Annotated in this window: 20 protein-coding genes; 7 read left to right on the top strand and 13 right to left on the bottom strand. The window is 62.6% G+C overall.

Annotated elements, in window-relative coordinates; all coding sequences use genetic code 11:
* Positions 1 to 66 precede the first annotated feature (66 nt).
* The 13 genes from M8Q45_RS02635 to M8Q45_RS02575 form a co-directional block, all read right to left on the bottom strand.
* A complete protein-coding gene (locus M8Q45_RS02635; RefSeq protein ID WP_181289143.1) occupies positions 67 to 1,344 on the bottom strand; it encodes a flavohemoglobin expression-modulating QEGLA motif protein in 1,278 nt (425 codons plus the stop codon).
* A gap of 36 nt (positions 1,345 to 1,380) precedes the next feature.
* Positions 1,381 to 1,935: a hypothetical protein gene (locus M8Q45_RS02630; RefSeq protein WP_249873469.1), complete on the bottom strand. Its 555-nt coding sequence runs from the start codon at positions 1,933 to 1,935 to the stop codon at positions 1,381 to 1,383.
* Between the two features lie 229 nt (positions 1,936 to 2,164).
* Positions 2,165 to 2,881, bottom strand: a complete 717-nt coding sequence (locus tag M8Q45_RS02625) for a TetR/AcrR family transcriptional regulator (RefSeq protein WP_249873468.1) — start codon at positions 2,879 to 2,881, stop codon at positions 2,165 to 2,167.
* Between the two features lie 101 nt (positions 2,882 to 2,982).
* Positions 2,983 to 4,485: a lysine--tRNA ligase gene (gene lysS / locus M8Q45_RS02620; RefSeq protein WP_249873467.1), complete on the bottom strand. Its 1,503-nt coding sequence runs from the start codon at positions 4,483 to 4,485 to the stop codon at positions 2,983 to 2,985.
* 108 nt (positions 4,486 to 4,593) lie between these two features.
* Positions 4,594 to 5,689, bottom strand: a protein-coding gene (gene prfB, locus M8Q45_RS02615) for a peptide chain release factor 2 (protein WP_152632816.1) whose coding sequence is annotated in 2 segments (ribosomal slippage) — positions 4,594 to 5,616 and positions 5,618 to 5,689 — 1,095 coding nt in all. Because the reading frame shifts where the segments join, the coding sequence is not laid out codon by codon here.
* Positions 5,690 to 6,001: 312 nt separating this feature from the next.
* Positions 6,002 to 7,003, bottom strand: a complete 1,002-nt coding sequence (locus M8Q45_RS02610; protein WP_249873466.1) for a response regulator — start codon at positions 7,001 to 7,003, stop codon at positions 6,002 to 6,004.
* A 39-nt stretch (positions 7,004 to 7,042) separates the two neighbouring features.
* The gene (locus M8Q45_RS02605; protein WP_249873465.1) at positions 7,043 to 8,053 is read right to left on the bottom strand and encodes a chemotaxis response regulator protein-glutamate methylesterase; all 1,011 of its coding nucleotides are present in this window, start codon (positions 8,051 to 8,053) and stop codon (positions 7,043 to 7,045) included.
* Positions 8,050 to 10,326 (bottom strand): hybrid sensor histidine kinase/response regulator, encoded by a 2,277-nt coding sequence (locus M8Q45_RS02600; protein WP_249873464.1) that lies wholly within the window; start codon positions 10,324 to 10,326, stop codon positions 8,050 to 8,052. Before M8Q45_RS02600 ends, M8Q45_RS02605 begins: the two co-directional genes overlap by 4 nt.
* Entirely contained in the window at positions 10,323 to 10,994 is a 672-nt protein-coding gene (locus M8Q45_RS02595) for a chemotaxis protein CheW (RefSeq protein WP_249873463.1), read from the bottom strand. The genes M8Q45_RS02600 and M8Q45_RS02595 overlap by 4 nt, the downstream gene beginning before the upstream one ends.
* A complete protein-coding gene (locus tag M8Q45_RS02590; RefSeq protein ID WP_249873462.1) occupies positions 10,991 to 12,256 on the bottom strand; it encodes a CheR family methyltransferase in 1,266 nt (421 codons plus the stop codon). The genes M8Q45_RS02595 and M8Q45_RS02590 overlap by 4 nt, the downstream gene beginning before the upstream one ends.
* Positions 12,253 to 12,789: a chemotaxis protein CheW gene (locus M8Q45_RS02585; RefSeq protein WP_249873461.1), complete on the bottom strand. Its 537-nt coding sequence runs from the start codon at positions 12,787 to 12,789 to the stop codon at positions 12,253 to 12,255. Before M8Q45_RS02585 ends, M8Q45_RS02590 begins: the two co-directional genes overlap by 4 nt.
* Positions 12,789 to 14,411: a methyl-accepting chemotaxis protein gene (locus tag M8Q45_RS02580; protein WP_249873460.1), complete on the bottom strand. Its 1,623-nt coding sequence runs from the start codon at positions 14,409 to 14,411 to the stop codon at positions 12,789 to 12,791. The genes M8Q45_RS02585 and M8Q45_RS02580 overlap by 1 nt, the downstream gene beginning before the upstream one ends.
* A 343-nt stretch (positions 14,412 to 14,754) precedes the next feature.
* Positions 14,755 to 15,465, bottom strand: a complete 711-nt coding sequence (locus tag M8Q45_RS02575) for a tellurite resistance TerB family protein (RefSeq protein ID WP_249873459.1) — start codon at positions 15,463 to 15,465, stop codon at positions 14,755 to 14,757.
* 182 nt (positions 15,466 to 15,647) lie between these two features.
* Here M8Q45_RS02575 and M8Q45_RS02570 point away from each other — a divergent pair, with 182 nt between their 5' ends.
* The 7 genes from M8Q45_RS02570 to M8Q45_RS02540 all read left to right on the top strand — a co-directional run bounded on the left by M8Q45_RS02570 (position 15,648) and on the right by M8Q45_RS02540 (position 24,112).
* On the top strand, positions 15,648 to 16,562 hold the full coding sequence (locus M8Q45_RS02570; protein WP_249873458.1) for a LysR family transcriptional regulator: 915 nt from the start codon (positions 15,648 to 15,650) through the stop codon (positions 16,560 to 16,562).
* A gap of 154 nt (positions 16,563 to 16,716) precedes the next feature.
* The gene (locus M8Q45_RS02565; protein WP_249873457.1) at positions 16,717 to 18,174 is read left to right on the top strand and encodes a gamma-aminobutyraldehyde dehydrogenase; all 1,458 of its coding nucleotides are present in this window, start codon (positions 16,717 to 16,719) and stop codon (positions 18,172 to 18,174) included.
* Between the two features lie 145 nt (positions 18,175 to 18,319).
* The gene (ydcS, locus tag M8Q45_RS02560; protein ID WP_249873456.1) at positions 18,320 to 19,471 is read left to right on the top strand and encodes a putative ABC transporter substrate-binding protein YdcS; all 1,152 of its coding nucleotides are present in this window, start codon (positions 18,320 to 18,322) and stop codon (positions 19,469 to 19,471) included.
* Between the two features lie 272 nt (positions 19,472 to 19,743).
* The gene (locus tag M8Q45_RS02555) at positions 19,744 to 20,778 is read left to right on the top strand and encodes an ABC transporter ATP-binding protein (RefSeq protein ID WP_030139541.1); all 1,035 of its coding nucleotides are present in this window, start codon (positions 19,744 to 19,746) and stop codon (positions 20,776 to 20,778) included.
* Positions 20,779 to 20,780: 2 nt separating this feature from the next.
* A complete protein-coding gene (locus tag M8Q45_RS02550; RefSeq protein ID WP_249873455.1) occupies positions 20,781 to 21,728 on the top strand; it encodes an ABC transporter permease in 948 nt (315 codons plus the stop codon).
* Positions 21,718 to 22,530: an ABC transporter permease gene (locus M8Q45_RS02545; protein ID WP_030139543.1), complete on the top strand. Its 813-nt coding sequence runs from the start codon at positions 21,718 to 21,720 to the stop codon at positions 22,528 to 22,530. The genes M8Q45_RS02550 and M8Q45_RS02545 overlap by 11 nt, the downstream gene beginning before the upstream one ends.
* A gap of 157 nt (positions 22,531 to 22,687) precedes the next feature.
* Positions 22,688 to 24,112, top strand: a complete 1,425-nt coding sequence (locus tag M8Q45_RS02540; protein ID WP_249873454.1) for a gamma-aminobutyraldehyde dehydrogenase — start codon at positions 22,688 to 22,690, stop codon at positions 24,110 to 24,112.
* Positions 24,113 to 24,151: the final 39 nt, after the last annotated feature.

Genomic DNA, 24,151 nt, shown 5'->3' with positions numbered 1-24,151 from the left:
ACGATGATGTTGAATTTGATGGCCTCTTCGCGAGCAAGCTCGCTCCCACAGGGATTGGTGGTGCGATTAGAGGATATTGGAATAATCCGCTTCGATCCGATCCAGGCTCAGGTGGTTCAAGAAGTTGGAGAAGCACATCCAGGCCGACAGCGCGTTCATGTCACGGAACTGCTCGGGCAGGTACTTGGGCGGTACGACGAGGCCTTCATCCACCAACTGGCGCAACGTACGCATGTCCTCCAGGGTGGTCTTGCCGCAGAACAGCAGCGGCACCTGCTCCAGCTTGCCTTTGCGCACGGCGAGCTGAATGTAGTTGTAAACCATGATGAAGCCCTTGAGGTAGGACAAGTCTTTGGTGAATGGCAGACCGGTCGGCACCGAGCCACGGAACACCCGGCTGGCGTTGCCGTAGCTTTCGGCCATTTCAAAACCCTGCTCGCGGAAGAACTCGAAGACCTGCAGGAAATCGGCGCCCTCTTCCACCATATGAATGGCCCGGGTGCGGTTGGTGAGCTTGCGCAGGCGACTCGGGTAGGACGCGAAGGTGATGATCTCCATGAGGATCGCCAGGCCTTCCTGGGTCACCGTCGACGAGGGCGGGCCTTTGGACAGGAAGGTGCAGATCGGCTGGTTCAAGCCGTTGAGGGTGGTGCCGACGTGCACCAGCCCTTCGTGGACCTCAAGTGCACGCACGTCGCGCTCGTTGAACATCGCGTCAGTGCGGATCTTGATGTAGTCGGCGCCCGCCGCCGCGTCAGCGACGATGCCGTCGGACTCGAACACGCGGATGGTTTCCTCGGCCTCGCCGAACACCCGGTTGAGGCGGTGTTGCAACAGGCCGACGGCTTCCTTGGCGCTGAGCACCTTGGGCTCGTCCTTGAGGTCGCCACGGCCGTCGATGTTGTTCAGGTAATCGGACAGCATCAAGCCCAGGTCGGCCAGGGTCGGGTCGCCAGCGTGGAAGGCGTCGGAGGCGGCGCCGTACAGTTCCTGGGAGATCAGCCCGAAATCCTCGGTGCCACGCGCTTCGAGCATGCGCACCACCATGCGGTATTCCTTGCACATGCGACGCATGATCTGGCCAACCGGGTTGAACTGCCCGAGCTGGCGCGTGATGTCGCGCTCGATGTTCTGGAACTCCAGCTTCACTTTGCTGGAGTCGAACGACAGGGGTCGGTTGAGGTAATAATCGCGGTCAACCGCCGGCAGTTCCTTGCCCTTGGCCTTGAGAAACCCCTTGCGGATGTTCTCGTCCCACTTCACCGCGTCGAGAATGCGAATCGGCGTCTGCGCCAGCACAATGCGATCGGACAAGGTGCGTATCGTCTGCTGGTAATCGTCCACCCGGAACTCCTGTGAAAAAACGTCCGCTTGTAACCGTTATTGGGATTTGACCAGTCGCTGGTAGCGCACGGCTTCCGAAAAAACGTCGGAATTGGCCGGGTCATCGAGGTAGCTGAAAACTGTGTTCATGTCGCTGTCCACCAGCACACCATCACCCTCTTCGCTCGGGTTGGGCTGGCCGCTGAGGCGTTTCTGGCCGATGGCCTGGTTGATCTGTTCCATGTCCAGGTTGTAGACCACCAGTTCCTGCTTGTCGGTCAGTTCGAAACCGGCGATGACGAAATGTCCGCCAAACCGGGCCGGCACTTTTGCCGACAGGTACCAGCGGCTGCCGTGGCGAGAGACCGTCAGGGGAATGGCTTCGCGTTCCTGGGGCTTGGCCCTGAAGTAACTGATGGCCTGGTAATGGTGCTTGCCGACTTCCGTCAGTTCCAGGTTCAACGGCTCGCCCCAGGCGTTGGTGCTGGTCCAGTGGCCGAGCAGGCCCTTGGGCGCGGCTTCGCTGTCGGGCAATGGCGCCTTGAACGACACCAGGCAACCACTGAGCAACAGCAACGACAGGGCCAGGACAACGGCACGCCAGGCTTTCATTGAAACTCCCTATGGTCTGTGGCGAGGGGATTTAGCGAAACGTCGCACCGCCCCGCTGGGTTGCTGTAGAAGCTGCCGAAGGCTCGGGCCGCGTTCGGACGATCTTTTGATCTTTCGCTTGAGACTCAAGTGTCTGGGGAAAGATCGCAGCCTCGTTGCACTCGACAGCTCCTACGGCCCAGCGGGAACAAGCTCCCTCGCCACAAGGGCTGTGGTGAACCCATCTGGGCTACACCGACGCCAGTACCAGGTGCATGTAGCGGGTCAGGATGCCGAGCATGTCTTCGTCGGCTACCGGCTCGGCGCCATTGAGCAAGCCCTGATATTCCATCCGTCCGATAATCGCCGTCAACACTTTGGCATCCTGTTGCGGCTCGCGCGAGCCCAGAACCTGGAAAAACTGACACGTGCCGTGCAACAGGATTTGCTGATGGGAGCGTACCAGCACCGCCAGTCGCGGGTTGAGCAACGCTTCCTGGCGGAACGCTTGTTCGGCCATCAGATAGTCGCGACGGCTCTGCAGTTGATGCTGCACGTAATCAGCGGTCATCCGCGCGATGTCGTCGGCCAATTGCGAGCGCGACTCGGCGCTGCCGTCCCCATAGGCGACCATTTCGCGCAGCAGGCCCTCGTTATTGGCCCACAACTTGGCCATGAAGGCTGCGCTGCGCTCCACGTATTGGGCGAACGTGTCGGTGAGCAGGTCGTCGATGTCCTTGAAGTAATACGTAGTGGCCGACAGCGGCACGCCCGCTTCGGCGGCCACCGCGCGGTGTCGCACCGCCCGTACGCCATCGCGCACGACAATGCGCATGGCCGCGTCGAGAATCTTCTGTCGGCGCTGTTCACTGCCCTGTCGGCTGGCCTTGCGACCTTGGTACTGAACACTTTCAGCCACAGCAGTGGCGACGCCCGCTGCACCTTCTTGAGCCATTGCACGATTCACGACAGGTCTTTCCTCGCTATTTCAGAAGTAACCAATTGATACGTTTGTACCAGACAGGCAATAAAAAGCCGCCCATCGAGGCGGCTTTTTATTTGAATCACTTACGCTTGGGGCCGCATGTGCGGGAAGAGAATGACATCGCGGATCGACGGTGAGTTGGTCAGCAACATCACCAGGCGATCGATGCCGATCCCTTCGCCGGCCGTTGGCGGCATGCCGTACTCCAGGGCACGCACGAAGTCGGCATCGTAGTGCATGGCTTCGTCGTCGCCGGCGTCCTTGTCGGCCACCTGGGCCATGAAGCGCTCGGCCTGGTCTTCCGCGTCATTGAGCTCGGAGTAGGCGTTGGCGATTTCACGACCACCGATGAACAGCTCGAAGCGGTCGGTCACGCTTGGGTTCTCGTCGTTGCGACGGGCCAGCGGCGACACTTCGAACGGGTACTGGGTGATGAAGTGCGGCTGCTCCAGCTTGTGCTCGACCAGTTCTTCGAAAATCATCACTTGCAGCTTGCCCAGGCCTTCGAAGCCGAGCACCTTGGCGCCGGCCTTCTTGGCAATGGCACGGGCCTTGTCGATGTCTTGCAGGTCGGCGGCGGTGATTTCCGGGTTGTACTTGAGGATCGAGTCGAACACCGACAGGCGCACGAACGGCTCGCCGAAGTGGAACACCTTGTCGCCGTACGGCACGTCGGTGCTGCCCAAGACCAACTGCGCCAGCTCGCGGAACAGTTCCTCGGTCAGGTCCATGTTGTCTTCGTAGTCGGCGTAGGCCTGGTAGAACTCGAGCATGGTGAACTCGGGGTTGTGCCGGGTCGAAACGCCTTCGTTACGGAAGTTGCGGTTGATCTCGAAGACTTTCTCGAAGCCACCCACAACCAGGCGCTTGAGGTACAGCTCCGGCGCGATACGCAGGAACATTTCCATGTCCAGGGCGTTGTGGTGGGTTTCGAACGGCTTGGCCGCCGCGCCGCCAGGGATGGTCTGCAGCATCGGCGTCTCGACTTCGAGGAAGTCACGCTTCATCAGGAAGCTGCGGATGTGGGCGATGACTTGCGAACGCACGCGGAAGGTCTGGCGCACGTCTTCGTTGACGATCAGGTCGACGTAGCGCTGGCGATAGCGCTGCTCGGTGTCGGTCAGGCCGTGGTGCTTGTCCGGCAATGGGCGCAGGGACTTGGTCAGCAAGCGCACGTTGGTCATTTCGACGTAAAGGTCGCCCTTGCCGGAGCGGGCCAGGGTGCCTTCGGCGGCGATGATGTCGCCCAGGTCCCAGGTCTTGACGGCGGCCAGGGTTTCTTCCGGCAGGGTCTTGCGATTGACGTAGACCTGGATGCGCCCGGTCATGTCCTGGATCACCATGAACGAACCACGGTTGAGCATGATGCGACCGGCAACCTTGACCGGAATCGCCGCCTCGGCCAGCTCTTCCTTGGTCTTGTCCGCGTACTTCTTCTGCAGGACGTCGCAATAGGCGTCGCGGCGGAAGTCGTTGGGGAAGGCCTGGCCCTTGGCGCGCTCGGCAGCAAGCTTTTCCTTGCGCAGGGCGATCAGGGAGTTTTCTTCCTGTTGCAGGGCTTGCGGGTCGAGTTCTAGGTCGCTCATGTCTTTAAGGTTTCCATCACAGGTTCGTTGCCCCCGGCCCCGGGGCCGGAGTTTGCGGGCAGGCCTCGCTCCCAGGGAAGCGTGCCTGCCCACCGCGTGGGTGTCGCGTTACAGCCCTTGCTTGAGGCTGGCGATCAGGTATTCATCGATGTCGCCGTCGAGCACTTTGTCGCAGTCGCTGCGTTCGATGCTGGTGCGCAGGTCCTTGATCCGCGAGGCGTCGAGCACGTACGAGCGGATCTGGTGACCCCAGCCGATGTCGGACTTGGTGTCTTCCAGGGCCTGGGACGCGGCGTTGCGCTTCTGCACTTCCTGCTCGTACAAGCGGGCCCGCAGCATCTTCATCGCGGTGTCTTTGTTCGCGTGCTGGGAACGTTCGTTCTGGCAACTGACCACGGTGTTGGTCGGTACGTGGGTGATCCGCACGGCCGAGTCAGTGGTGTTGACGTGCTGGCCACCGGCCCCGGAGGAACGGTAGGTGTCGATGCGCAGGTCGGCCGGGTTGATCTCGATCTCGATGTTGTCATCGATTTCCGGCGAGACAAATACCGCCGAGAACGAGGTGTGGCGACGGTTGCCGGAGTCGAACGGGCTCTTGCGCACCAGGCGGTGCACACCGATCTCGGTCCGCAGCCAGCCAAAGGCGTATTCACCCTTGATGTGCACGGTGGCGCCCTTGATCCCGGCGACTTCACCGGCCGACAGCTCCATGATGGTCGCGTCGAAACCGCGTTTGTCGGCCCAGCGCAGGTACATGCGCAGCAGGATGTTGGCCCAGTCCTGGGCTTCGGTGCCGCCGGAACCGGCCTGGATGTCCAGGTAGGCGTTGTTCATGTCCATCTCGCCGCTGAACATGCGACGGAATTCCAGCTTGGCGAGGTTCTCGTCCAGGCGCGTCAGCTCGGCGACGACATCGCCGACCGCGCCTTCGTCGTTCTCTTCGACAGCCATGTCCAGCAGGTCGCGGCAGTCGGCCAGGCCGCTGGACAATTCGTCCAGGGTCTCGACGATCTGCGCCAGCGCAGCACGCTCGCGGCCCAGTTCCTGGGCGTACGAAGGGTTGTTCCAGACATTCGGATCTTCAAGCTCGCGATTGACTTCGGTCAGGCGCTCATGCTTTTGATCGTAGTCAAAGATACCCCCGAATAGTTTCGGAGCGCTCGGACAGGTCCTTGATGGTGTTCAGGATCGGGTTGATTTCCATGGCGGGCAGCACTCGTTGGCGAACTTTTGAAAGCCGGCGAGTATAACGTAATCAAGCGTCAGCGGCAGCCCGCCTGGCGGCTTTAGGGGGAATGAACATTCAACACCGCCCCCGTGGCGAGGGAGCCTGCTCCCGCTGGGCTGTAGGAGCTGCGTAGGAGCTGCCGAGTGCAACGAGGCTGCGATCTTTCCCCAGACACTTGAATACCAAGCGAAAGATCAAAAGATCGTCCGAACGCGGCCCGAGGCTTCGCCAGCGCCTACGACCCAGCGGGAGCAGGCGCCCTCGCCACAACAGCCATCTCGCAGAGGCCTATTCGACGCCAACCCGATTCCGCCCATTGTGCTTGGCCATGTACAGCCCCTTGTCCGCCGCCAGGATCAACTCCCGGCAATCGCTGCCCTGCTGCGGGGTGAAGGTCGAGACGCCGATGCTGATGGTCAGGTTCTCGCCTCCGTCAGGCGTGGTGTGGGGGATTTTCAGGGCGACGACGCTCTGGCGCAGTTTTTCGGCCATCAGCCGCGCACCGCCAGGGGACGTGCCAGGCAAGACCAGCGCGAATTCCTCGCCGCCATAGCGGGCCGGCAGGTCGGAAGGCCGGCTGCATGAGTCGCGGATCGCCGTGGCGACCTTGCGCAGCGCTTCATCACCCTCGAGGTGGCCGAAATTGTCGTTGTAGGACTTGAAGTAATCCACGTCGATCATCAACAGCGACAATTGGGACTGGTCCCGCAGCGCCCTTCTCCACTCCAGTTCCAGGTATTCATCGAAGTGCCGGCGGTTCGACAGGCCGGTCAGGCCATCGGAATTCATCAGCCGTTGCAGCACCAGATTGGTGTCCAGCAACTGCTGCTGGCTGACCCGCAATGCACGAAAGGCCGCGTCGCGCTGCAAGAGCATCTTGTAGGAGCGGGAGTGATAGCGAATGCGCGCCACCAGTTCGATGTTGTCCGGCAACTTGACCAGATAGTCATTGGCCCCGGCGGCGAACGCCGCGCTCTTGATCAACGGGTCCTCCTTGGTCGACAGGACAATGATCGGAATGTCGCGGGTCGCCGGATGACTGCGGTACTCGCGAACCAGGCTCAGGCCGTCGAGGCCTGGCATCACCAAGTCCTGGAGAATCACCGTCGGCTTGATTCGCACGGCGTGGGCGATGGCCTGGTGCGGATCGGAGCAGAAGTGGAAATCGATGTTCTGTTCGTTCGACAGCCCGCGTCGCACCGCCTCGCCGATCATCGCCTGGTCGTCGACGAGCAACACCATCGCGGCATTCTCATCGCGCTTGAAATCGTCGAGCTGTAGATCATTCATGGGGGCTCACCTGAATACTGCCTAGGGTGCGGGGGTTGGTCATTGGGTGAAAATCTCCACCAAGCGTGGCGCTATTTTATCCAGCGCCAGGATCTGCGCAGCCGCGTCGATGGCCGCCGCCGCCTTGGGCATGCCGTATACCGCGCTGCTCTGCTGGTCCTGGGCGATGGTCACGCAGCCCTGCTGACGCATGAGTTTAAGCCCTTGCGCACCGTCGCGGCCCATGCCGGTGAGCAAGACGCCCACCGCATCACCGCTCCAGAAGTTGGCGACACTCTCGAAAAACACATCGATGGAAGGCCGATAGATCTCATTGACCGGCTCGGCGGTGTAGGCCAGCGTGCCATTTTTCAACAGGCGCAAATGATGATTGGTCCCGGCCAACAGCACCGTGCCGCTTTGCGGCGTCTCGCCCTGGCGAGCCAGGCGGACGTCGAGTCCCGACACACCGCTGAGCCACTCGGCCATGCCGGCGGCGAACACTTCGTCCACATGCTGGACCAGCACGATCGCCGGGGCGAAGTCGCGCGGCAGGCCCTTGAGCAGCACTTCCAGCGCCGCCGGGCCGCCAGCCGACGAGCCGATCGCCACCAGGCTGTTGCGTGACACCGAGGCCCGCTGTGCAGCCGGCACGGCGCGTTCGCGGTTGCCACGTTCGCCGATCAGCCAGCCGATGTTGGCGATCTTGCGCAACAGCGGTGCCGCGGCGTCCTCGGGCCTGCCGACGCCCAGGGCCGGGGTGTCGACCACATCGAGTGCACCGTGGCCCATGGCCTCGAACACGCGATGGACGTTCTGCTGGCTGTCGCCGGTGACGATCACGATGGCGCATGGCGTGTCGGCCATGATCCGCCGGGTCGCCTCCACGCCATCCATGATCGGCATGAACAGGTCCATCAGGATCAGGTCCGGCGTGTATTCATGGCAACGCTGCACGGCCTCGGCGCCGTTGACGGCCACCCAGACCAGCTGATGCGCGGGCTCGAACGCCAGCGCGCGGCGCAAGGCCTCGACCGCCAGGGGCATGTCATTGACGATGGCGATCTTCAAGCGCGTGCTCCTCCGATCAATTCGACCACGGCGTCGAGCAAGGCGTCGTCATGGAAACTCGCCTTGGCTAGATAATAGTCGGCGCCGGCGTCCAGGCCACGGCGGCGATCTTCTTCGCGATCCTTGTAGGAAACCACCATCACCGGCAGCGATTGCAAGCGGTTGTCGCGCCGCAGCAGCGACACCAGTTCGATACCGTCCATGCGCGGCATGTCGATGTCGGTAATGAGCAAGTCGAAATCCTCCGAGCGCAACGCGTTCCAACCGTCCATGCCGTCCACGGCCACCGCCACATCGTAGCCGCGATTGAGCAGCAGCTTGCGCTCCAGTTCGCGCACGGTCAGGGAATCATCGACCACCAGGATCCGCTTGCGCGGGGCCTGGGCTTCGTTTTGCCGGGCGATGCGTTCCAGTCGTCCGGTATCGAGCAGCTTGTCCACCGAGCGCAGCAGGTCTTCTACGTCGACAATCAGCACCACCGAGCCGTCGTCGAGCAAGGCGCCGGCGGAAATGTCCTGGACCTTGCCCAGGCGCTCGTCCAAAGGCAACACCACGAGGGTTCGTTCACCGATGAACCGTTCCACCGCCACGCCATAGATGACCTCCCGTTCGCGGATCACCACGACCTTGAGGACCTGGCCGTTGTTGGGCGTCACCGGGCGATTGAGCAACTGCGTGGCGGCCACCAAGCCAACATGGCGACCTTCATGCCAGAAGTGCTGGCGGCCTTCGACCTGGACGATGTCTTGCGGCGCGAGGTCGCACATGCGCTCGATATGGGCCAAGGGGAACGCGTAGGCTTCGCCGCCGACTTCCACCACCAGGCTGCGCACCACCGACAGCGTCAGCGGCACTTCCAGGTGGAAACGACTGCCGGCGCCCGCCGTCTGCTCCAACACCACCGCGCCGCGCAACTGCCGGACCATATGCTGGACCGCATCCAGGCCGACTCCGCGCCCGGACACTTCAGTGACCTTGTCCCGCAGGCTGAAGCCCGGCAGGAACAGGAAGGTCAGCAGTTCCTCTTCGCTCAGGCTGGCGGCGGTCTGCTCGGGAGAAAGCCCGCGCTCGACAATCGTGCGTCGCACCCGCTCCAGGTCCACGCCGGCGCCATCATCCGCCAGCTCCAGCACCAACAGGCCGGCCTGATGGGAGGCGCGCAGGCGAATCAAGCCTTCGGCGGGCTTGCCTGCCAGCACCCGTTGCTCGGGCATCTCGATGCCGTGGTCGACGGCGTTACGCAGCAGATGCGTCAGCGGTGCCTCGAGTTTTTCCAGTACGTCGCGATCGACCTGGGTTTTCTCGCCTTCGATTTCCAGGCGCACCTGTTTGCCCAGGCTGCGCCCCAAGTCCCGCACCATCCGCGCCTGCCCCGCAAGCACATCGGCAAACGGTCGCATGCGACAGGCCAGTGCCGTGTCGTACAACACTTGTGCCCGCTGGCTGGCCTGCCAGGCGAACTCATCCAGCTCTGCGGTCTTCTGCGCGAGCATCTGTTGGGTTTCGGCCAGCAGCCGCCGCGCATCGTTGAGGGCTTCCTGGGCTTGCAGGCTCAGCGCGTGATCCTTGAGATGCACGTTCAGGTCTTCGAGGGCGCGCAGGCCATTGCTTTGCTGGCGCCTGATCCGTTGCATCGTCGCCAGCCAGGGCTTGAGGCGCTGGGTCTCGACGAGGGATTTGCTCGACAGGTCCAACAGGCTGTTGAGGCGTCCGGCCGTGACCCGCAAGACGCGCTCGCCGCCCTCGGTGGTGCGTTTTTTCTTGGCGGTCGGTTCCAGCGGCTCCATGGACGTCGGCTCGGGCGCTTCGCTACGCACGGGTTCGGCGGGTATCTCGATGGTCGGCGCCGTGACCGTGGGAGCCGGAGCCGGGGCCGGCGTTGCGGACGGATCCAGCAGGTGCCCCAACAACCCGACATAGGCCTCGATGTCCTCGGCAGACACGCTGTTGCCGGGGGTCGCGATACGCGTCAGCAAGTCAGTGCCCTGCAGCAGCGCGTCGATATGCTCGGCGCGCAAGACCAGCCGCCGCTCTTGGGCGCTGACCAGGCAATCTTCCATCACATGGGCCACGCTGACGCCGGCATCGACCCCGACGATTCGCGCCGCGCCCTTGAGCGAATGGGCCGCACGCATGCACGATTCCAGGTGATCGGCCTGGGTCGGATCGCGCTCCAGGGCCAGCAAACCGGCGCTCAGGACCTGGGTCTGGGCTTCAGCTTCCAGGCTGAACAGCTCCAGCAACGAGGCATCGCGCATCTGGTCGGGGGTCATGACAGGCTCCGGGACACGGCGGACAGCAGTTGCTCTTCATCCAGCCAACGCAGGCTGCGTCCTTTGAATTGCAGCACGCCACGGGTGTATTTGCCCGTCGATGGCGAAGCGTTCGCCAGGATGCGTTCGTCGATGGCATGGATGCCGTCCACTTCATCGACCGGCATCAGTACCGGCCCGCCCTGCGCGGCGACGATCAGCATGCGTGGCATGATCCGCCCACCGGAGGGCGCCGGCGAACCCGGCTCCAACCCCAGCAGTTCCACCAACAACAGGCAGGCCACCAAGGCACCGCGTACATTCGCCACGCCCAGCAGGGCTCGTGAACGCTGGTGGGGCAACGAATGGATCGCCTGCAAGGGCGCCACTTCCACCAGGCTGCGGGTGCTCAGGCCGAGCCACTCTTCCCCCAGGCGGAACATCAGCAGCGAACGCGTGACAATATCGCTGTCGACCGGGACATAAACCAGCTCCCGATCATCCTGGCGCAGCGCATATCGGTCGAGCAAACGGGTGGCCGCCGCCGAATACACCGAGCAATTGCGGCAATGGATGTGCTCGGCCAGCAAGGGACAGGATTTGTCGCCATGCACGCCGATGCGGTTCCAGCAGTCGTCGATGGCCTGGGCGTCGTCATGGGTCACGTTATAGGAAGCCGAACCGCTCATCGTTTGTGCTCACTGTCTGCCGCGCGACCACTGCGGGCCGCGCGTTCCTGCAATCGACGGGCGCCGACCGCGTCTCCCTGGGAAGCCAGCAGCGCCGCCAGATGCACCAGGGCCTCGGCGTGTTGCGGCTCAAGATAGAGCGCCTTGCGATAAAACCCCTGGGCCTCCAGCGCATTGCCGGCCATGTCACTGAGCAGGCCCAGCCAATAGAAAACCTGGGCGTTTGGCGCGTGGCTGCGCAGATATTCTTCGCACACCGCACGCGCCTCGGCGCTCTTGCCACCGTTGGCCAGGGCGGCGATGTTGGCCAGCAACGTCGCGGCGTCGCTGCTTTTCGGTTCGGTAATCGGCGTCACACTCGCGGCGAACGGGCGCGGCCGACTCACGGGCGCTGCGACGCGCGATGGCGGCTGGCGGATCGGCAGCGGCGTCGGCATCAACGTGGGCAACGGCTGCGGCTCCGGTGCGCCCTGGCGGCTGAAGGCGAACGACTGGGCAATGCCGATCGAACGCATGCCCAGCCGCCCGAGCAAACTGCCCTCGGCGGGACCGATGAACAGCACGCCGTCCTGATGGGTCAGGCGCTTGAGCACCTCGAACACCTGCTGCTGGGTCGGCTGGTCGAAATAGATCAGCAGGTTGCGGCAGAACACGAAGTCGTAGGGTGCCTCGTTTACCAGCAACGCCGGATCCAGCACGTTCCCCGTTTGCAGGCGCACCTGTTCGCGTACCCGCTCGTCGAGACGATAGCCTTCGTCCTCGGCAGTGAAATATCGCTCCCGAAAGCCAATGTCCGCGCCACGGAAAGAGTTGCGGCCGTAACGCGCCTGCCTGGCCTTGTCCACGGACAAGGGACTGACGTCCATGCCATCGACCTTGAACTGATGCGGCCCCAGGCCTGCATCGAACAAAGCCATGGCGATCGAGTACGGTTCCTCGCCAGTGGAACACGGCAGGCTGAGGATACGCAGGGCACGCAGGTGCTTGATGTCGGCCAGGCGCTGGGTTGCCAGCCGGGCCAGCGTCGCGAAGGACTCGGGGTAGCGAAAGAACCAGGTCTCCGGAACGATCACTGCTTCAATCAGCGCCTGTTGCTCCTGGGCGGAGTGCTGCAAGCTTTGCCAGTAGTCATCGGTGGTTCGACCGGGCACGGCAAGGACGCGCTGGCGCACAGCCCGCTCGATAATGGCGGGGCCGACGGAGGTCACGTCCAGGCCGATGCGTTCCTTGAGGAAGTCGAAGAATCGCTGGTCGCTGTTCATGCCCGTTCCTCGACGTCATCGGGACTCAGCGGCGGCGAGGGAAACAGCAGCGCGCGAACGGATTCGTCGAGCAAGTCGTTGACCCGCACCCATTGCATCATTCCTTGTGCATCTTCGCGTACCGGACCGAGGTAAGGCGCCTGGCGATTGTCCAGGCCAAAGGGTTTGAAATCCGCCGGATCACAGCGCAAGGTGTCGGTGGCCTGCTCCAATATCAAGCCCAGCACCTGCCCGGCCTGCTGCGCCCCCGGCCGATATTGCACCAGTACCAGCCGGGTGCTGGTGCGCGCCTCGGCGCTCTGGCCGAAGGTCAACGCGCACAGATCGATCACCGGCACCACCACGCCGCGCCAGGCAAATACCCCCGCGACCCAGGACGGCGTCCGGGCAATTGGCTTGAGCGGCAGGCGCGGCAACACTTCCACCACATCGGTGGCTTGCAGGGCGTAGCGCTCGTTACCGATGCAAAACATCAGGAACAACGTCTGCCGGGCCGCCGAAACGGCGCCACGGCGGGCTTCTGGCTCGCTCATCAGACTTTGAAACGCGAGACGCCGCTGCGCAGTCCCACGGCTACCTGACTGAGTTCGTCGATGGCGGAACTGGCCTGGCGCAGGGACTCCACGGTCTGGCTGCTGGCATCACCCAATTGCACCAGCGCGTGGTTGATCTGCTCGGCTCCGGTGGCCTGGGCCTGCATGCCCTCGTTGACCATCAGTACCCGCGGCGCCAGGGCCTGGACCTGATGGATGATCTGCGACAACTGCTCGCCCACCTGCTGCACTTCGGCCATGCCACGGCGCACTTCCTCGGAGAACTTGTCCATGCCCATCACGCCGGCCGAAACAGCGGACTGGATTTCGCGGACCATCTGCTCGATGTCATAGGTGGCAACGGCGGTCTGGTCGGCCAGGCGGCGTACTTCGGTGGCAACCACGGCAAACCCGCGACCGTACTCACCCGCTTTTTCAGCCTCGATGGCGGCGTTGAGGGACAACAGGTTGGTCTGGTCGGCCACTTTGACGATGGTCACTACCACCTGGTTGATGTTGCCGGCCTTCTCGTTGAGGATCGCCAGCTTCGCGTTGACCAGGTCGGCGGCGCCCATCACCGAATGCATGGTGTCTTCCATGCGCGCCAGGCCTTGCTGTCCGGAGCCGGCGGCGACCGAGGCCTGGTCGGCGGCGGTGGACACTTCAGTCATGGTGCGCACCAGGTCGCGGGACGTCGCGGCGATTTCTCGGGAGGTCGCACCGATCTCGGTGGTGGTCGCTGCGGTTTCAGTGGCTGTGGCCTGTTGCTGCCGGGACGTCGCGGCGATCTCGGTCACCGACGTGGTGACCTGGACAGACGAGCGCTGGGCCTGGGACACCAGGGCAGTCAGCTCGGCCATCATGTCGTTGAAGCCGGTCTCCACCGCACCGAATTCGTCTTTGCGCGCCAGGTCCAGGCGTCCGCTCAGGTCACCGCTGCGCATCACTTCGAGGATCTCGACGATGCGGCTCATCGGCGCCATGATCGCGCGCATCAACAACAGGCCACACAACAAGGCGATGACCAGCGCAACCAGGAATGACAGGCCCATGGCGACCTTGGCAGCCGTCACCGCATCATCAATGGTTTGCGTGGCCGTTTCAGCCAGGTCACGGTTGCGGTCGATAATCTGATTCAAATGTCCGCGGCCACCCAACCATGCAGGCGTCAGCTCTTTATCCAACGCCAGCCGCGCCCCTTCGTAATCCTTGCGCTGGTAAAGATCCAGGACCTTGGCCACGGCCTGGTTGAAGGCTTGGTGATAGCCCTCGAACTCATCGAACGACGCCTGGTCGGCAGGGTTCTGTATCAGGACTTTATAGTTCTGGATTTCTTCCCGCAGGTGCTGCTCGAAGCCTTGATAGCGGGCCTTGTCCTCCGCAGTGATTTCCCGGTTCCCGGAGAGGCCGACGATCTGCTGGGTCAAGACATAGCTGTCCACCCAGCCGCCACGGATCATGGAGCTGTAGTAAACCCCTGGCACCGCATCGACCCGCACCTTTTCTTCACTTTCCTGGATCTTCCACAACCGTGAAAACGAGACAACCACCATCAGCAGCATGATGGCGATGATCACCGCAAAACTCGCCAGGATGCGTTGGCGCAATGTCCAATTCTTCACAGTAAAACCTCGGGACGCTTTGAATTGCCGGGAGTATAGCCGAGGGAGGCTGTGCGTCTGCATGGCGGTTGCGGGAGATTTTTGAAACCGTTTGCTCAAGCGTGAAACACGCACCGTGGCGAGCGAGCTCGCTCCCGCTCGGCTGTAGGAGCTGCGTAGGAGCTGCCGAGTGCAACGAGGCTGCGATCTTTCCCCAGACACTTGAATCCCAAGCGAAAGATCAAAAGATCGTCCGAACGCGGCCCGAGGCTTCGCCAGCTCCTACGACCCAGCGGGAGCAAGCTCCCTCGCCACGGTGCGGTGAACTCAACAACATTGGCCAACACAACACCATTGAGGGAGATCAGGCGCAAGCCTGGCGCACCTGTTTCTCCAGTTCAGCCTTCAACCCCGGCTCCAGCTTGAGCTGGCGCGCCAGTTCGTCGAGGTAGGATTTCTCCATGAAATTTTCCTCGTCCACCAGCATCACGCTGGCGATGTACATTTCCGAGGCAATTTCCGGCGTGCTGGCCGCTCGGGCCACATCGGTGGGGTCCAGGGGTTTGTTGAGTTCGGCGTGCAACCAGTGCTGCAGTTCCTGATCGTTGTCGAGCTTGGTGAATTCACCTTCGATCAATTGCCGCTCGCGCTCGTCCACATGGCCGTCAGCCTTGGCCGCCGCGACCAGGGCCTTGAGGATCGCCTGGCTGTGTTGCTCGACTTGCCCCGCCGGGACGCGGTCCAGGGTCTGCGGCTCGGTCTTCGGCGCGTTGCCCTGCTGGGCCTGCCAGTTGCCATAAGCCTTGTAGGCAATCACCCCCAACGCAGCCAAGCCGCCATAAGCCAAGGCCTTGCCACCGAAGTTGCGGGCCTTCTTGTTGCCCAGCAGCAATCCCATGGCCCCGGCGGCCAACGCTCCGCCGCCCGCGCCGGAAAGCATTCCGCCCAGGTTGCCAGAGCCGCCGAGCAACCCGCCCAGTCCACCAGACGGCTTGCCCTGCGCACCGCCCGCCTTGTTCTGCAGCAGTTCCTGGCCGGACTTGAGAAGCTGATCGAGCAATCCACGGGTGTTCATTTGTTGCCTCCACGTCTTCAGGTCAACTTGAGGCCACCAGCCTAGATCGAAAGTGCCCTGTCGCCCTTGGCGAGATTGCTTCCAGATGTTGCCTGACGCTTCCAGTGCCTGCGCCAACTCGCCTTCTAAAAAAACGATATACACTCCGAGACATCGATAAATTCGCCCTCGGATAGCCCACCATGATGACGCTGCGCCAGATCCGCCATTTCATTGCCGTGGCTGAAACCGGATCGATCTCCGCCGCCGCGCAAACTGCGTTCATCTCCCAATCAACCCTGACCCTGGCCATCCAGCAATTGGAAGAAGAGATTGGCGTCAGCCTGTTCAGCCGGCACGCCAAGGGCATGACATTGACGCACCAGGGGCACCAATTCCTGCGCCAGGCCCACCTGATCCTGGCCACCGTCGACAATGCCAAGCGCAGCCTGCAACAAAGCACCGACCAGGTGGCTGGCCAAGTCACCGTCGGCGTGACCAGCCTCGTCGCCGGTTACTACCTGGCGGACCTCTTGACCCGTTTCCAGCGCGCCTACCCCAACGTGGCGATCCGCGTCATGGAAGACGAACGACCCTATATCGAGCATTTGCTGGTCAGCGGCGAAATCGATGTCGGCGTCCTGATCCTGTCCAACCTCGAAGACCGCCACGCCCTGCAGACCGAGGTGTTGACCCACTCACCGTATCGCTTGTGGCTGCCGGCCCAACACCCGTTGCTGGAACACGACAGCATCAACCTGGCGGACGTGGCCCGGGAGCCACTGATCCAGCTGAACGTCGACGAGATGGATCGCAATGCGCAACGCCTCTGGCGCGGCGCCGGCTTGCAACCGCAGGTCACGCTGCGCACCGCCTCGACCGAAGCGGTGCGCAGCCTGGTGGCCGCCGGGCTGGGCGTGTCGATCCAGCCGGACATGACCTATCGTCCGTGGTCGCTGGAGGGCGACATCATCGAGGCACGCCCGATTGCCGACCTCAACCAGACGCTCGACGTCGGCCTGGCGTGGCGCCGGGGCACGGCGCGACCGGCGTCGGTCGATCCATTCCTGACCGTCGCTCGGGAGCAACGCCCAGGTGGGCGCAAGCCATCTATTTAATCGAACGCAGCCTTGAGTATTTCGAATTTGTCGGCCTTGCGGCTGGGCACTAGTCTTGCTGCATCGCCACAATCCCTTGTGTGAGAACAATCCATTGTGGGAGTGAGCTTGCTCGCTCCCACAGGTTCTTTGTTTCAACTGAGACCTATAAAAAATGGCTGGCACGCAAAACCCGTTCTGTACCGCGTTGCTGATCGACGGAGCGTTGGTCCCGGGTGAAGGCGTTGTCGAGCCGATCCTCAACCCCGCCACCGGTGAAGTACTCGTCCACATCGCCGAGGCCAGCCTCGAACAGGTCGAGACCGCGATCCTCGCCGCCCACCACGCCTTCCCCGACTGGTCACGCACCACGCCGCAACAGCGCTCGAACCTGCTGCTGGAAATCGCCAGCGCCATCGAAAAAAACGCCAGCGAGTTGGCCCGCCTCGAATCCCTGAACTGCGGCAAGCCGCTGCACCTGGCCCGCCAGGATGATTTGAGCGCCACGGTGGACGTGTTCCGTTTCTTTGCTGGCGCCGTGCGCTGTCAGACCGGCCAGCTCAGCGGTGAATACCTGCCCGGCTACACCAGCATGGTGCGCCGCGACCCGCTGGGCGTGGTGGCATCGATTGCGCCGTGGAACTACCCGATCATGATGGCGGCCTGGAAAATCGCCCCGGCCCTGGCCGCCGGCAACACCTTGGTGTTCAAGCCTTCGGAGCACACGCCGCTGTCGATCCTGGCCCTGGCGTCAACACTGGCGGAGATCCTGCCGCGCGGCGTCATCAATATCATCTGCGGTGGCGGTGAAGGCGTCGGCAGCCATCTGGTCAGCCATCCGAAGGTGCGCATGGTCTCGTTGACGGGGGATATCGTCACCGGGCAGAAGATCCTCCAGGCCGCGGCGAAAACCCTCAAGCGCACGCACCTCGAACTGGGCGGCAAGGCCCCGGTGATTGTCTGTGACGACGCCGACCTGCGGGCAGTGGTCGAGGGCGTGCGCACCTATGGTTATTACAACGCCGGCCAGGATTGCACCGCGGCCTGCCGGATCTACGCCCAGGCTGGGATTCATGACCAGCTGGTGGCCGAGCTCGGCGCGGCGGTCGGCAGCCTGCGCTTTGCCGGCAAGCGCGACGCCGACAACGAAATCGGCCCGCTGATCAGCGTCCGCCAACGCGACCGGGTCGCCAGTTTTGTCGAGCGTGCCCTCGGCCAGCCGCATATCGAACGCATCACAGGTGCGGCGGTGCATTCCGGCGCCGGTTTCTTTTACCAGCCGACACTGCTGGCCGGCTGCAAGCAAAGTGATGAAATCGTCCAGCGCGAGGTATTCGGCCCGGTCGTCACCGTGACCCGCTTCGACGAACTCAGCCAGGCGGTGGATTGGGCCAATGATTCGGAATATGGCCTGGCGTCCTCGGTGTGGACCCAGAACCTCGACAAGGCGATGCAGGTGGCGGCGCGGCTGCAATACGGCTGCACTTGGATCAACAGCCATTTCATGCTGGTCAGCGAAATGCCCCACGGCGGACTGAAACGTTCGGGCTATGGGAAAGACCTGTCCAGCGATTCGCTCCAGGACTACAGCGTGGTGCGCCATATTATGGCCCGGCATGGCCGGGAGCTTTGAGCTGCAAGCTTAAAGCTGCAAGCCCTGCGCTACCTGCTTTTGCTTGCAGCTTGCAGCTTGCAGCTTGCAGCTAAGCTAAAACAATAACCAGCGACACATTTCTCAAAAAACTGCCCCGACCATAATTAAAGCAAGAGGGATTTCCATGTACGCGCACAAGACCGTATTGCTCAGTGCAATCACCACGGCGTTGCTGACCAGCGTCAGCCTGCAGGCCGCCGAACCGCTCAAGGCCGTTGGTGCTGGCGAAGGCCAACTGGATATCGTCGCCTGGCCGGGCTACATCGAACGCGGTGAAAGCGACAAGGCCTACGACTGGGTCACCGGCTTCGAGAAGGAAACCGGCTGCAAGGTCAATGTGAAAACCGCCGCGACGTCCGATGAAATGGTCAGCCTGATGACCAAGGGCGGCTACGACCTGGTGACCGCCTCGGGCGACGCGTCGTTGCGGCTGATTGCCGGCAAGCGCGTACAACCGATCAACACCGCGCTGATCGCCAACTGGAAGAACCTCGACCCGCGCCTCAAGGATGCGCCGTGGTACGTGGTCAACCAACAGACCTACGGCACCCCGTACCAATGGGGCCCGAATGTGCTGATGTACAACACCAGCGTGTTCAAGCAGGCACCGACCAGTTGGAGTGTGCTGTTCAACGCCCAGGATTTGCCCGACGGCAAGCCGAACAAGGGCCGCGTGCAAGCCTACGATGGCCCGATCTACATCGCCGACGCGGCGCTGTACCTCAAGACCGCCAAGCCTGAGCTGGGTATCAAGGACCCGTACCAACTCGACGAGGCCCAATACAAGGCGGTGCTCGAATTGCTGCGGGGCCAACAGCCGTTGATCCACCGCTACTGGCATGACACCACCGTGCAAATGAGCGATTTCAAGAACGAAGGCGTGGTGGCGTCCGGCGCCTGGCCGTATCAGGTCAACGGCCTGATGAACGAGAAACAGCCGATCGCCTCGACCATTCCGAAAGAAGGCGCCACCGGCTGGGCCGACACGACGATGCTGCATGCCGAGGCCAAGCACCCGAACTGCGCGTACAAGTGGATGGATTGGTCGCTGCAACCGAACGTCCAGGGTGACGTCGCCGCGTGGTTCGGTTCCTTGCCTGCGGTGCCCGCGGCGTGCAAGGCCAGCGAACTGCTGGGCGCCGAAGGTTGCACGACCAACGGCTTCGATCAGTTCGACAAGATCGCGTTCTGGAAAACCCCACAGGCCGAGGGCGGCAAGTTCGTGCCGTACAGCCGCTGGACCCAGGATTACATTGCGATCATGGGCGGACGCTAACCCGGCGTAACCCGTGGCGAGGGAGCTTGCTCCCGCTGGTGCGTAGGAGCTGGCGAAGCCTCGGGCCGCGTTCGGACGATCTTTTGATCTTGATCTTCTGATCTTGATCTTCTGATCTTGATCTTTCGCGCTCGATTCAATGGGTAGCGGAAAGATCGCAGCCTCGTTGCACTCGACAGCTCCTACCGTCGCCATCCAGCGGGAGCAAGCTCCCTCGGCCACAGGCCTGCATTTCAATATTCATAGCGCCCCGTTTTGTGGAGCCCCGTACCATGACGCTTGCAGTCCAGTTCACCCACGTTTCCCGTCAGTTCGGCGAGGTGAAGGCCGTTGACCGGGTCTCCATCGATATCCAGGACGGCGAGTTCTTTTCCATGCTGGGCCCTTCCGGCTCGGGCAAGACCACGTGCCTGCGGCTGATCGCCGGGTTCGAGCAGCCCAGTGCCGGTTCGATCCGTATCCACGGTGAAGAAGCCACCGGGCTCGCACCCTATCAGCGCGACGTCAACACGGTTTTCCAGGACTACGCCCTCTTCCCCCACATGAACGTGCGCGACAACGTGGCCTACGGCTTGAAAGTCAAAGGCGTGGCCAAGGCAGAACGAATCAAGCGCGCCGACGAAGCATTGGAGATGGTCGCCCTGGGTGGCTACGGCGAGCGCAAGCCGGTGCAGCTTTCAGGCGGCCAGCGCCAACGCGTCGCCCTGGCCCGCGCGCTGGTCAATCGTCCTCGGGTGTTGCTGCTGGATGAACCGCTGGGCGCCCTCGACCTGAAGTTGCGCGAACAAATGCAGGGCGAGTTGAAGAAGCTGCAACGCCAGCTGGGCATCACCTTCATTTTCGTCACCCACGACCAGACCGAAGCGCTGTCGATGTCGGATCGCGTCGCGGTGTTCAACAAAGGCCGGATCGAACAAGTCGATACCCCACGCAACCTCTATATGAAACCGGCGACTACTTTCGTTGCCGAGTTCGTCGGCACCTCCAACGTGATCCGTGGCGAACTGGCCCGGCAATTGAGCGGTCATCCACAGCCGTTCTCGATTCGCCCGGAGCATGTGCGTTTCGCCGAAGGCCCGCTGGCCGGCCATGAAATCGAAATCCAGGGCCTGCTCCATGACATCCAGTACCAGGGCAGCGCCACGCGTTACGAGCTGAAACTCGACAACGGCCAGACCCTGAACCTCAGCCAGGCCAATACCCAATGGGTGGACAACGCGACGCAATACCAGACCGGCCAGCAGCTCACCGTGCGCTGGGCCCGCGAGGCAATGATCGCCCTGAATGACACCGGGGCCGAGGTCTGAAAATGAATACCTTGGCTCTCACGCGAACGCCCGCCCCCGGCTCACCGCTGCGGCGTTTTTCCAACGTGCTGTACCGACGCCCCAACCTGTACCTGTCGATGTTGCTGGTGCCGCCGCTGATCTGGTTCGGCGCAATCTACCTGGGTTCGCTGCTGACCTTGCTGTGGCAGGGTTTCTACACCTTCGACGACTTCACCATGGCGGTCACGCCGGACCTGACCCTGGCGAATTTCGCGGCGTTGTTCCAGCCGTCGAATTTCGACATCATCGTGCGCACCCTGGCCATGGCAATCGTGGTGTCCATCGCCAGCGCCATCGTCGCTTTCCCGATTGCCTATTACATGGCGCGCTACACCAGCGGCAAGACGAAGGCGTTTTTCTACATCGCGGTCATGCTGCCGATGTGGGCCAGCTACATCGTCAAGGCCTATGCCTGGACGCTGCTGCTGGCCAAGGGCGGCGTGGCACAGTGGTTCGTCCAGCACCTGGGCCTGGGCCCTGTGTTGCAGTTCGTGCTGGGGATTCCCGGCGTGGGCGGCAGCACCTTGTCCACCTCGCACCTGGGGCGCTTCCTGGTGTTCGTCTACATCTGGTTGCCGTTCATGATCCTGCCGATCCAGGCGTCCCTGGAGCGTCTGCCGCCGTCGCTGCTGCAAGCCTCGGCGGACCTTGGCGCCAAGCCCCGCCAGACGTTCATGCAAGTGATCCTGCCGTTGTCGATCCCGGGAATTGCCGCCGGCTCGATCTTCACGTTCTCGCTGACCCTGGGGGATTTCATCGTGCCGCAACTGGTGGGCCCGCCAGGGTATTTCGTCGGCAGCATGGTCTACGCCCAGCAAGGCGCCATCGGCAACATGCCCATGGCCGCGGCATTCACGTTGGTGCCCATCGTGCTGATCGCCCTCTACCTTTCCATCGTCAAGCGACTGGGGGCTTTCGATGCACTCTGACTCTCAAGCGTCGTGGGGCTTGCGGATCGCGGCATGGGGCGGGCTGGTGTTCCTGCACTTCCCGATCCTGATCATCTTCCTTTACGCCTTCAATACCGAAGACGCTGCGTTCAGCTTCCCGCCCAAGGGGCTGACATTGAAGTGGTTCAGCGTGGCCTTCTCGCGCCCCGACGTGCTGGAGGCGATCAAGCTGTCCTTGCAGGTCGCCGCTGTCGCGACGCTGATTGCCATGGTGCTCGGCACATTGGCCTCGGCGGCGCTGTACCGCCGTGACTTCTTCGGGAAACAGGGCATTTCGCTGATGCTGATCCTGCCGATCGCCTTGCCGGGGATCATCACCGGTATCGCCCTGTTGGCGACGTTCAAGACCCTGGGCATCGAGCCCGGGATGTTCACCATCATCGTCGGGCACGCGACCTTTTGCGTGGTGATCGTCTACAACAACGTCATCGCCCGCCTGCGCCGCACGTCCCACAGCCTGATCGAGGCGTCGATGGACCTGGGTGCCGACGGCTGGCAGACCTTTCGCTACATCGTCTTGCCTAACCTGGGGTCGGCGCTGCTGGCCGGCGGGATGCTGGCGTTTGCCCTGTCATTCGATGAAATCATCGTCACCACGTTCACCGCTGGCCACGAGCGCACCTTGCCGCTCTGGTTGCTCAACCAGCTCAGCCGCCCGCGGGACGTGCCCGTGACCAACGTGGTGGCGATGCTGGTGATGATGGTGACGATGTTGCCGATCCTCGGCGCGTATTACCTGACGCGCGGGGGTGAAAGCGTGGCCGGGAGCGGCGGGAAGTAATCAACGAAGCTCGCTCATCGCAGGCACCGTAACCCTGTGGGAGCGAGCTTGCTCGCGAATGCGTCGTGTCAGTCGCTGCAACGGTGAATGACCCACCGCTATCGCGAGCAAGCTCGCTCCCACAGGAGACTTGGAAACCATTCAAGAGGACAAGGACATGCAAACCAAACTGCTGATCAACGGCCATCTGGTCAACGGCGAAGGCCCTGGCCAGGCGGTATTCAATCCGGCCCTGGGTCGAGTACTGGTGGAAATCAATGAAGCCAGCGAGGCCCAGGTCGATGCCGCCGTGCGTGCCGCCGACAGCGCCTTCGAATCCTGGTCGCAAGTGCCACCCAAGGACCGCTCCCTGTTGCTGCTCAAGCTGGCCGACGCCATCGAAGCCAACGGCGAAGAACTGGCGAAGCTGGAATCGGACAACTGCGGCAAACCCTTCAGCGCCGCGTTGAACGACGAGATCCCGGCGATTGCCGACGTGTTCCGTTTCTTTGCCGGCGCCAGCCGCTGCATGAGCGGTTCGGCGGGCGGCGAATACCTGCCGGGACACACGTCGATGATCCGTCGTGATCCGGTGGGCGTCATCGCTTCCATCGCGCCGTGGAATTACCCGTTGATGATGGTCGCCTGGAAAATCGCTCCAGCCCTGGCCGCCGGCAACACCGTGGTGCTCAAGCCGTCGGAGCAGACCCCGCTGACAGCCTTGCGCCTGGCGGAACTGGCCGCGCAGATTTTCCCCGCCGGCGTGCTCAACGTGGTCTTCGGTCGCGGGCCAACCGTCGGCAGTCCGCTGGTCACCCACCCGAAAGTGCGGATGGTGTCGCTGACCGGTTCCATCGCCACCGGTTCGAACATCATTTCCAGCACCGCCGACAGCGTCAAGCGCATGCACATGGAGCTGGGCGGAAAAGCCCCGGTGATCATCTTCGATGACGCCGACATCGACGCAGCCGTGGAAGGCATCCGTACCTTCGGCTTCTACAACGCCGGCCAGGATTGCACCGCCGCTTGTCGCATCTACGCCCAACAAGGCATCTATGACCGGTTCGTCGAGAAACTCGGCGCTGCGGTCAGCAGCATCAAGTACGGTTTGCAGAACGAGCCCGACACCGAAATGGGCCCGCTGATCACCGCCCAGCATCGCGACCGCGTGGCCGCTTTCGTCGAGCGGGCCATCGCCCAGCCGCATATCCGCCTGATCACCGGTGGCAAGGCCGTGGACGGCAACGGTTTCTTCTTTGAACCCACGGTGCTGGCCGACGCCCAGCAAGACGACGAAATCGTCCGCCGCGAAGTCTTCGGCCCGGTGGTGTCCGTCACCCCCTTCCTTGATGAAGCGCAAGTACTGGCGTGGGCCAACGACTCGGACTACGGATTGGCGTCATCGGTATGGACCGCCGACGTCGGCCGTGCCCATCGCCTGTCAGCGCGACTGCAATACGGCTGCACCTGGGTGAACACTCACTTCATGCTCGTCAGCGAAATGCCCCACGGCGGTCAGAAACGCTCCGGCTACGGCAAGGACATGTCCATGTATGGGCTGGAGGATTACACGGTGGTGCGGCATGTGATGTTCAAGCACTGAGCCGAAATACAATTGACTCACGACCGGACGCCAGTGTCT

Origin of the sequence: Pseudomonas sp. T1.Ur (assembly GCF_023516725.1) — a bacterium.
GTDB classification, from domain to species: domain Bacteria; phylum Pseudomonadota; class Gammaproteobacteria; order Pseudomonadales; family Pseudomonadaceae; genus Aquipseudomonas; species Aquipseudomonas alvandae.
This window is presented reverse-complemented; position numbering and strand designations above follow the sequence as displayed.

What these genes read in the sequence shown, in the direction of transcription:
- M8Q45_RS02630 (WP_249873469.1), bottom strand. Translation starts at nt 1,935, where the DNA reads ATGAAAGCCTGGCGTGCCGTTGTCCTGGCCCTGTCGTTGCTGTTGCTC.
- lysS (WP_249873467.1), bottom strand. Translation starts at nt 4,485, where the DNA reads ATGAGCGACCTAGAACTCGACCCGCAAGCCCTGCAACAGGAAGAAAAC.
- M8Q45_RS02610 (WP_249873466.1), bottom strand. Translation starts at nt 7,003, where the DNA reads ATGAATGATCTACAGCTCGACGATTTCAAGCGCGATGAGAATGCCGCG.
- M8Q45_RS02600 (WP_249873464.1), bottom strand. Translation starts at nt 10,326, where the DNA reads ATGACCCCCGACCAGATGCGCGATGCCTCGTTGCTGGAGCTGTTCAGC.
- M8Q45_RS02595 (WP_249873463.1), bottom strand. Translation starts at nt 10,994, where the DNA reads ATGAGCGGTTCGGCTTCCTATAACGTGACCCATGACGACGCCCAGGCC.
- M8Q45_RS02590 (WP_249873462.1), bottom strand. Translation starts at nt 12,256, where the DNA reads ATGAACAGCGACCAGCGATTCTTCGACTTCCTCAAGGAACGCATCGGC.
- M8Q45_RS02585 (WP_249873461.1), bottom strand. Translation starts at nt 12,789, where the DNA reads ATGAGCGAGCCAGAAGCCCGCCGTGGCGCCGTTTCGGCGGCCCGGCAG.
- M8Q45_RS02575 (WP_249873459.1), bottom strand. Translation starts at nt 15,465, where the DNA reads ATGAACACCCGTGGATTGCTCGATCAGCTTCTCAAGTCCGGCCAGGAA.
- M8Q45_RS02570 (WP_249873458.1), top strand. Translation starts at nt 15,648, where the DNA reads ATGATGACGCTGCGCCAGATCCGCCATTTCATTGCCGTGGCTGAAACC.
- M8Q45_RS02565 (WP_249873457.1), top strand. Translation starts at nt 16,717, where the DNA reads ATGGCTGGCACGCAAAACCCGTTCTGTACCGCGTTGCTGATCGACGGA.
- ydcS (WP_249873456.1), top strand. Translation starts at nt 18,320, where the DNA reads ATGTACGCGCACAAGACCGTATTGCTCAGTGCAATCACCACGGCGTTG.
- M8Q45_RS02555 (WP_030139541.1), top strand. Translation starts at nt 19,744, where the DNA reads ATGACGCTTGCAGTCCAGTTCACCCACGTTTCCCGTCAGTTCGGCGAG.
- M8Q45_RS02550 (WP_249873455.1), top strand. Translation starts at nt 20,781, where the DNA reads ATGAATACCTTGGCTCTCACGCGAACGCCCGCCCCCGGCTCACCGCTG.
- M8Q45_RS02545 (WP_030139543.1), top strand. Translation starts at nt 21,718, where the DNA reads ATGCACTCTGACTCTCAAGCGTCGTGGGGCTTGCGGATCGCGGCATGG.
- M8Q45_RS02540 (WP_249873454.1), top strand. Translation starts at nt 22,688, where the DNA reads ATGCAAACCAAACTGCTGATCAACGGCCATCTGGTCAACGGCGAAGGC.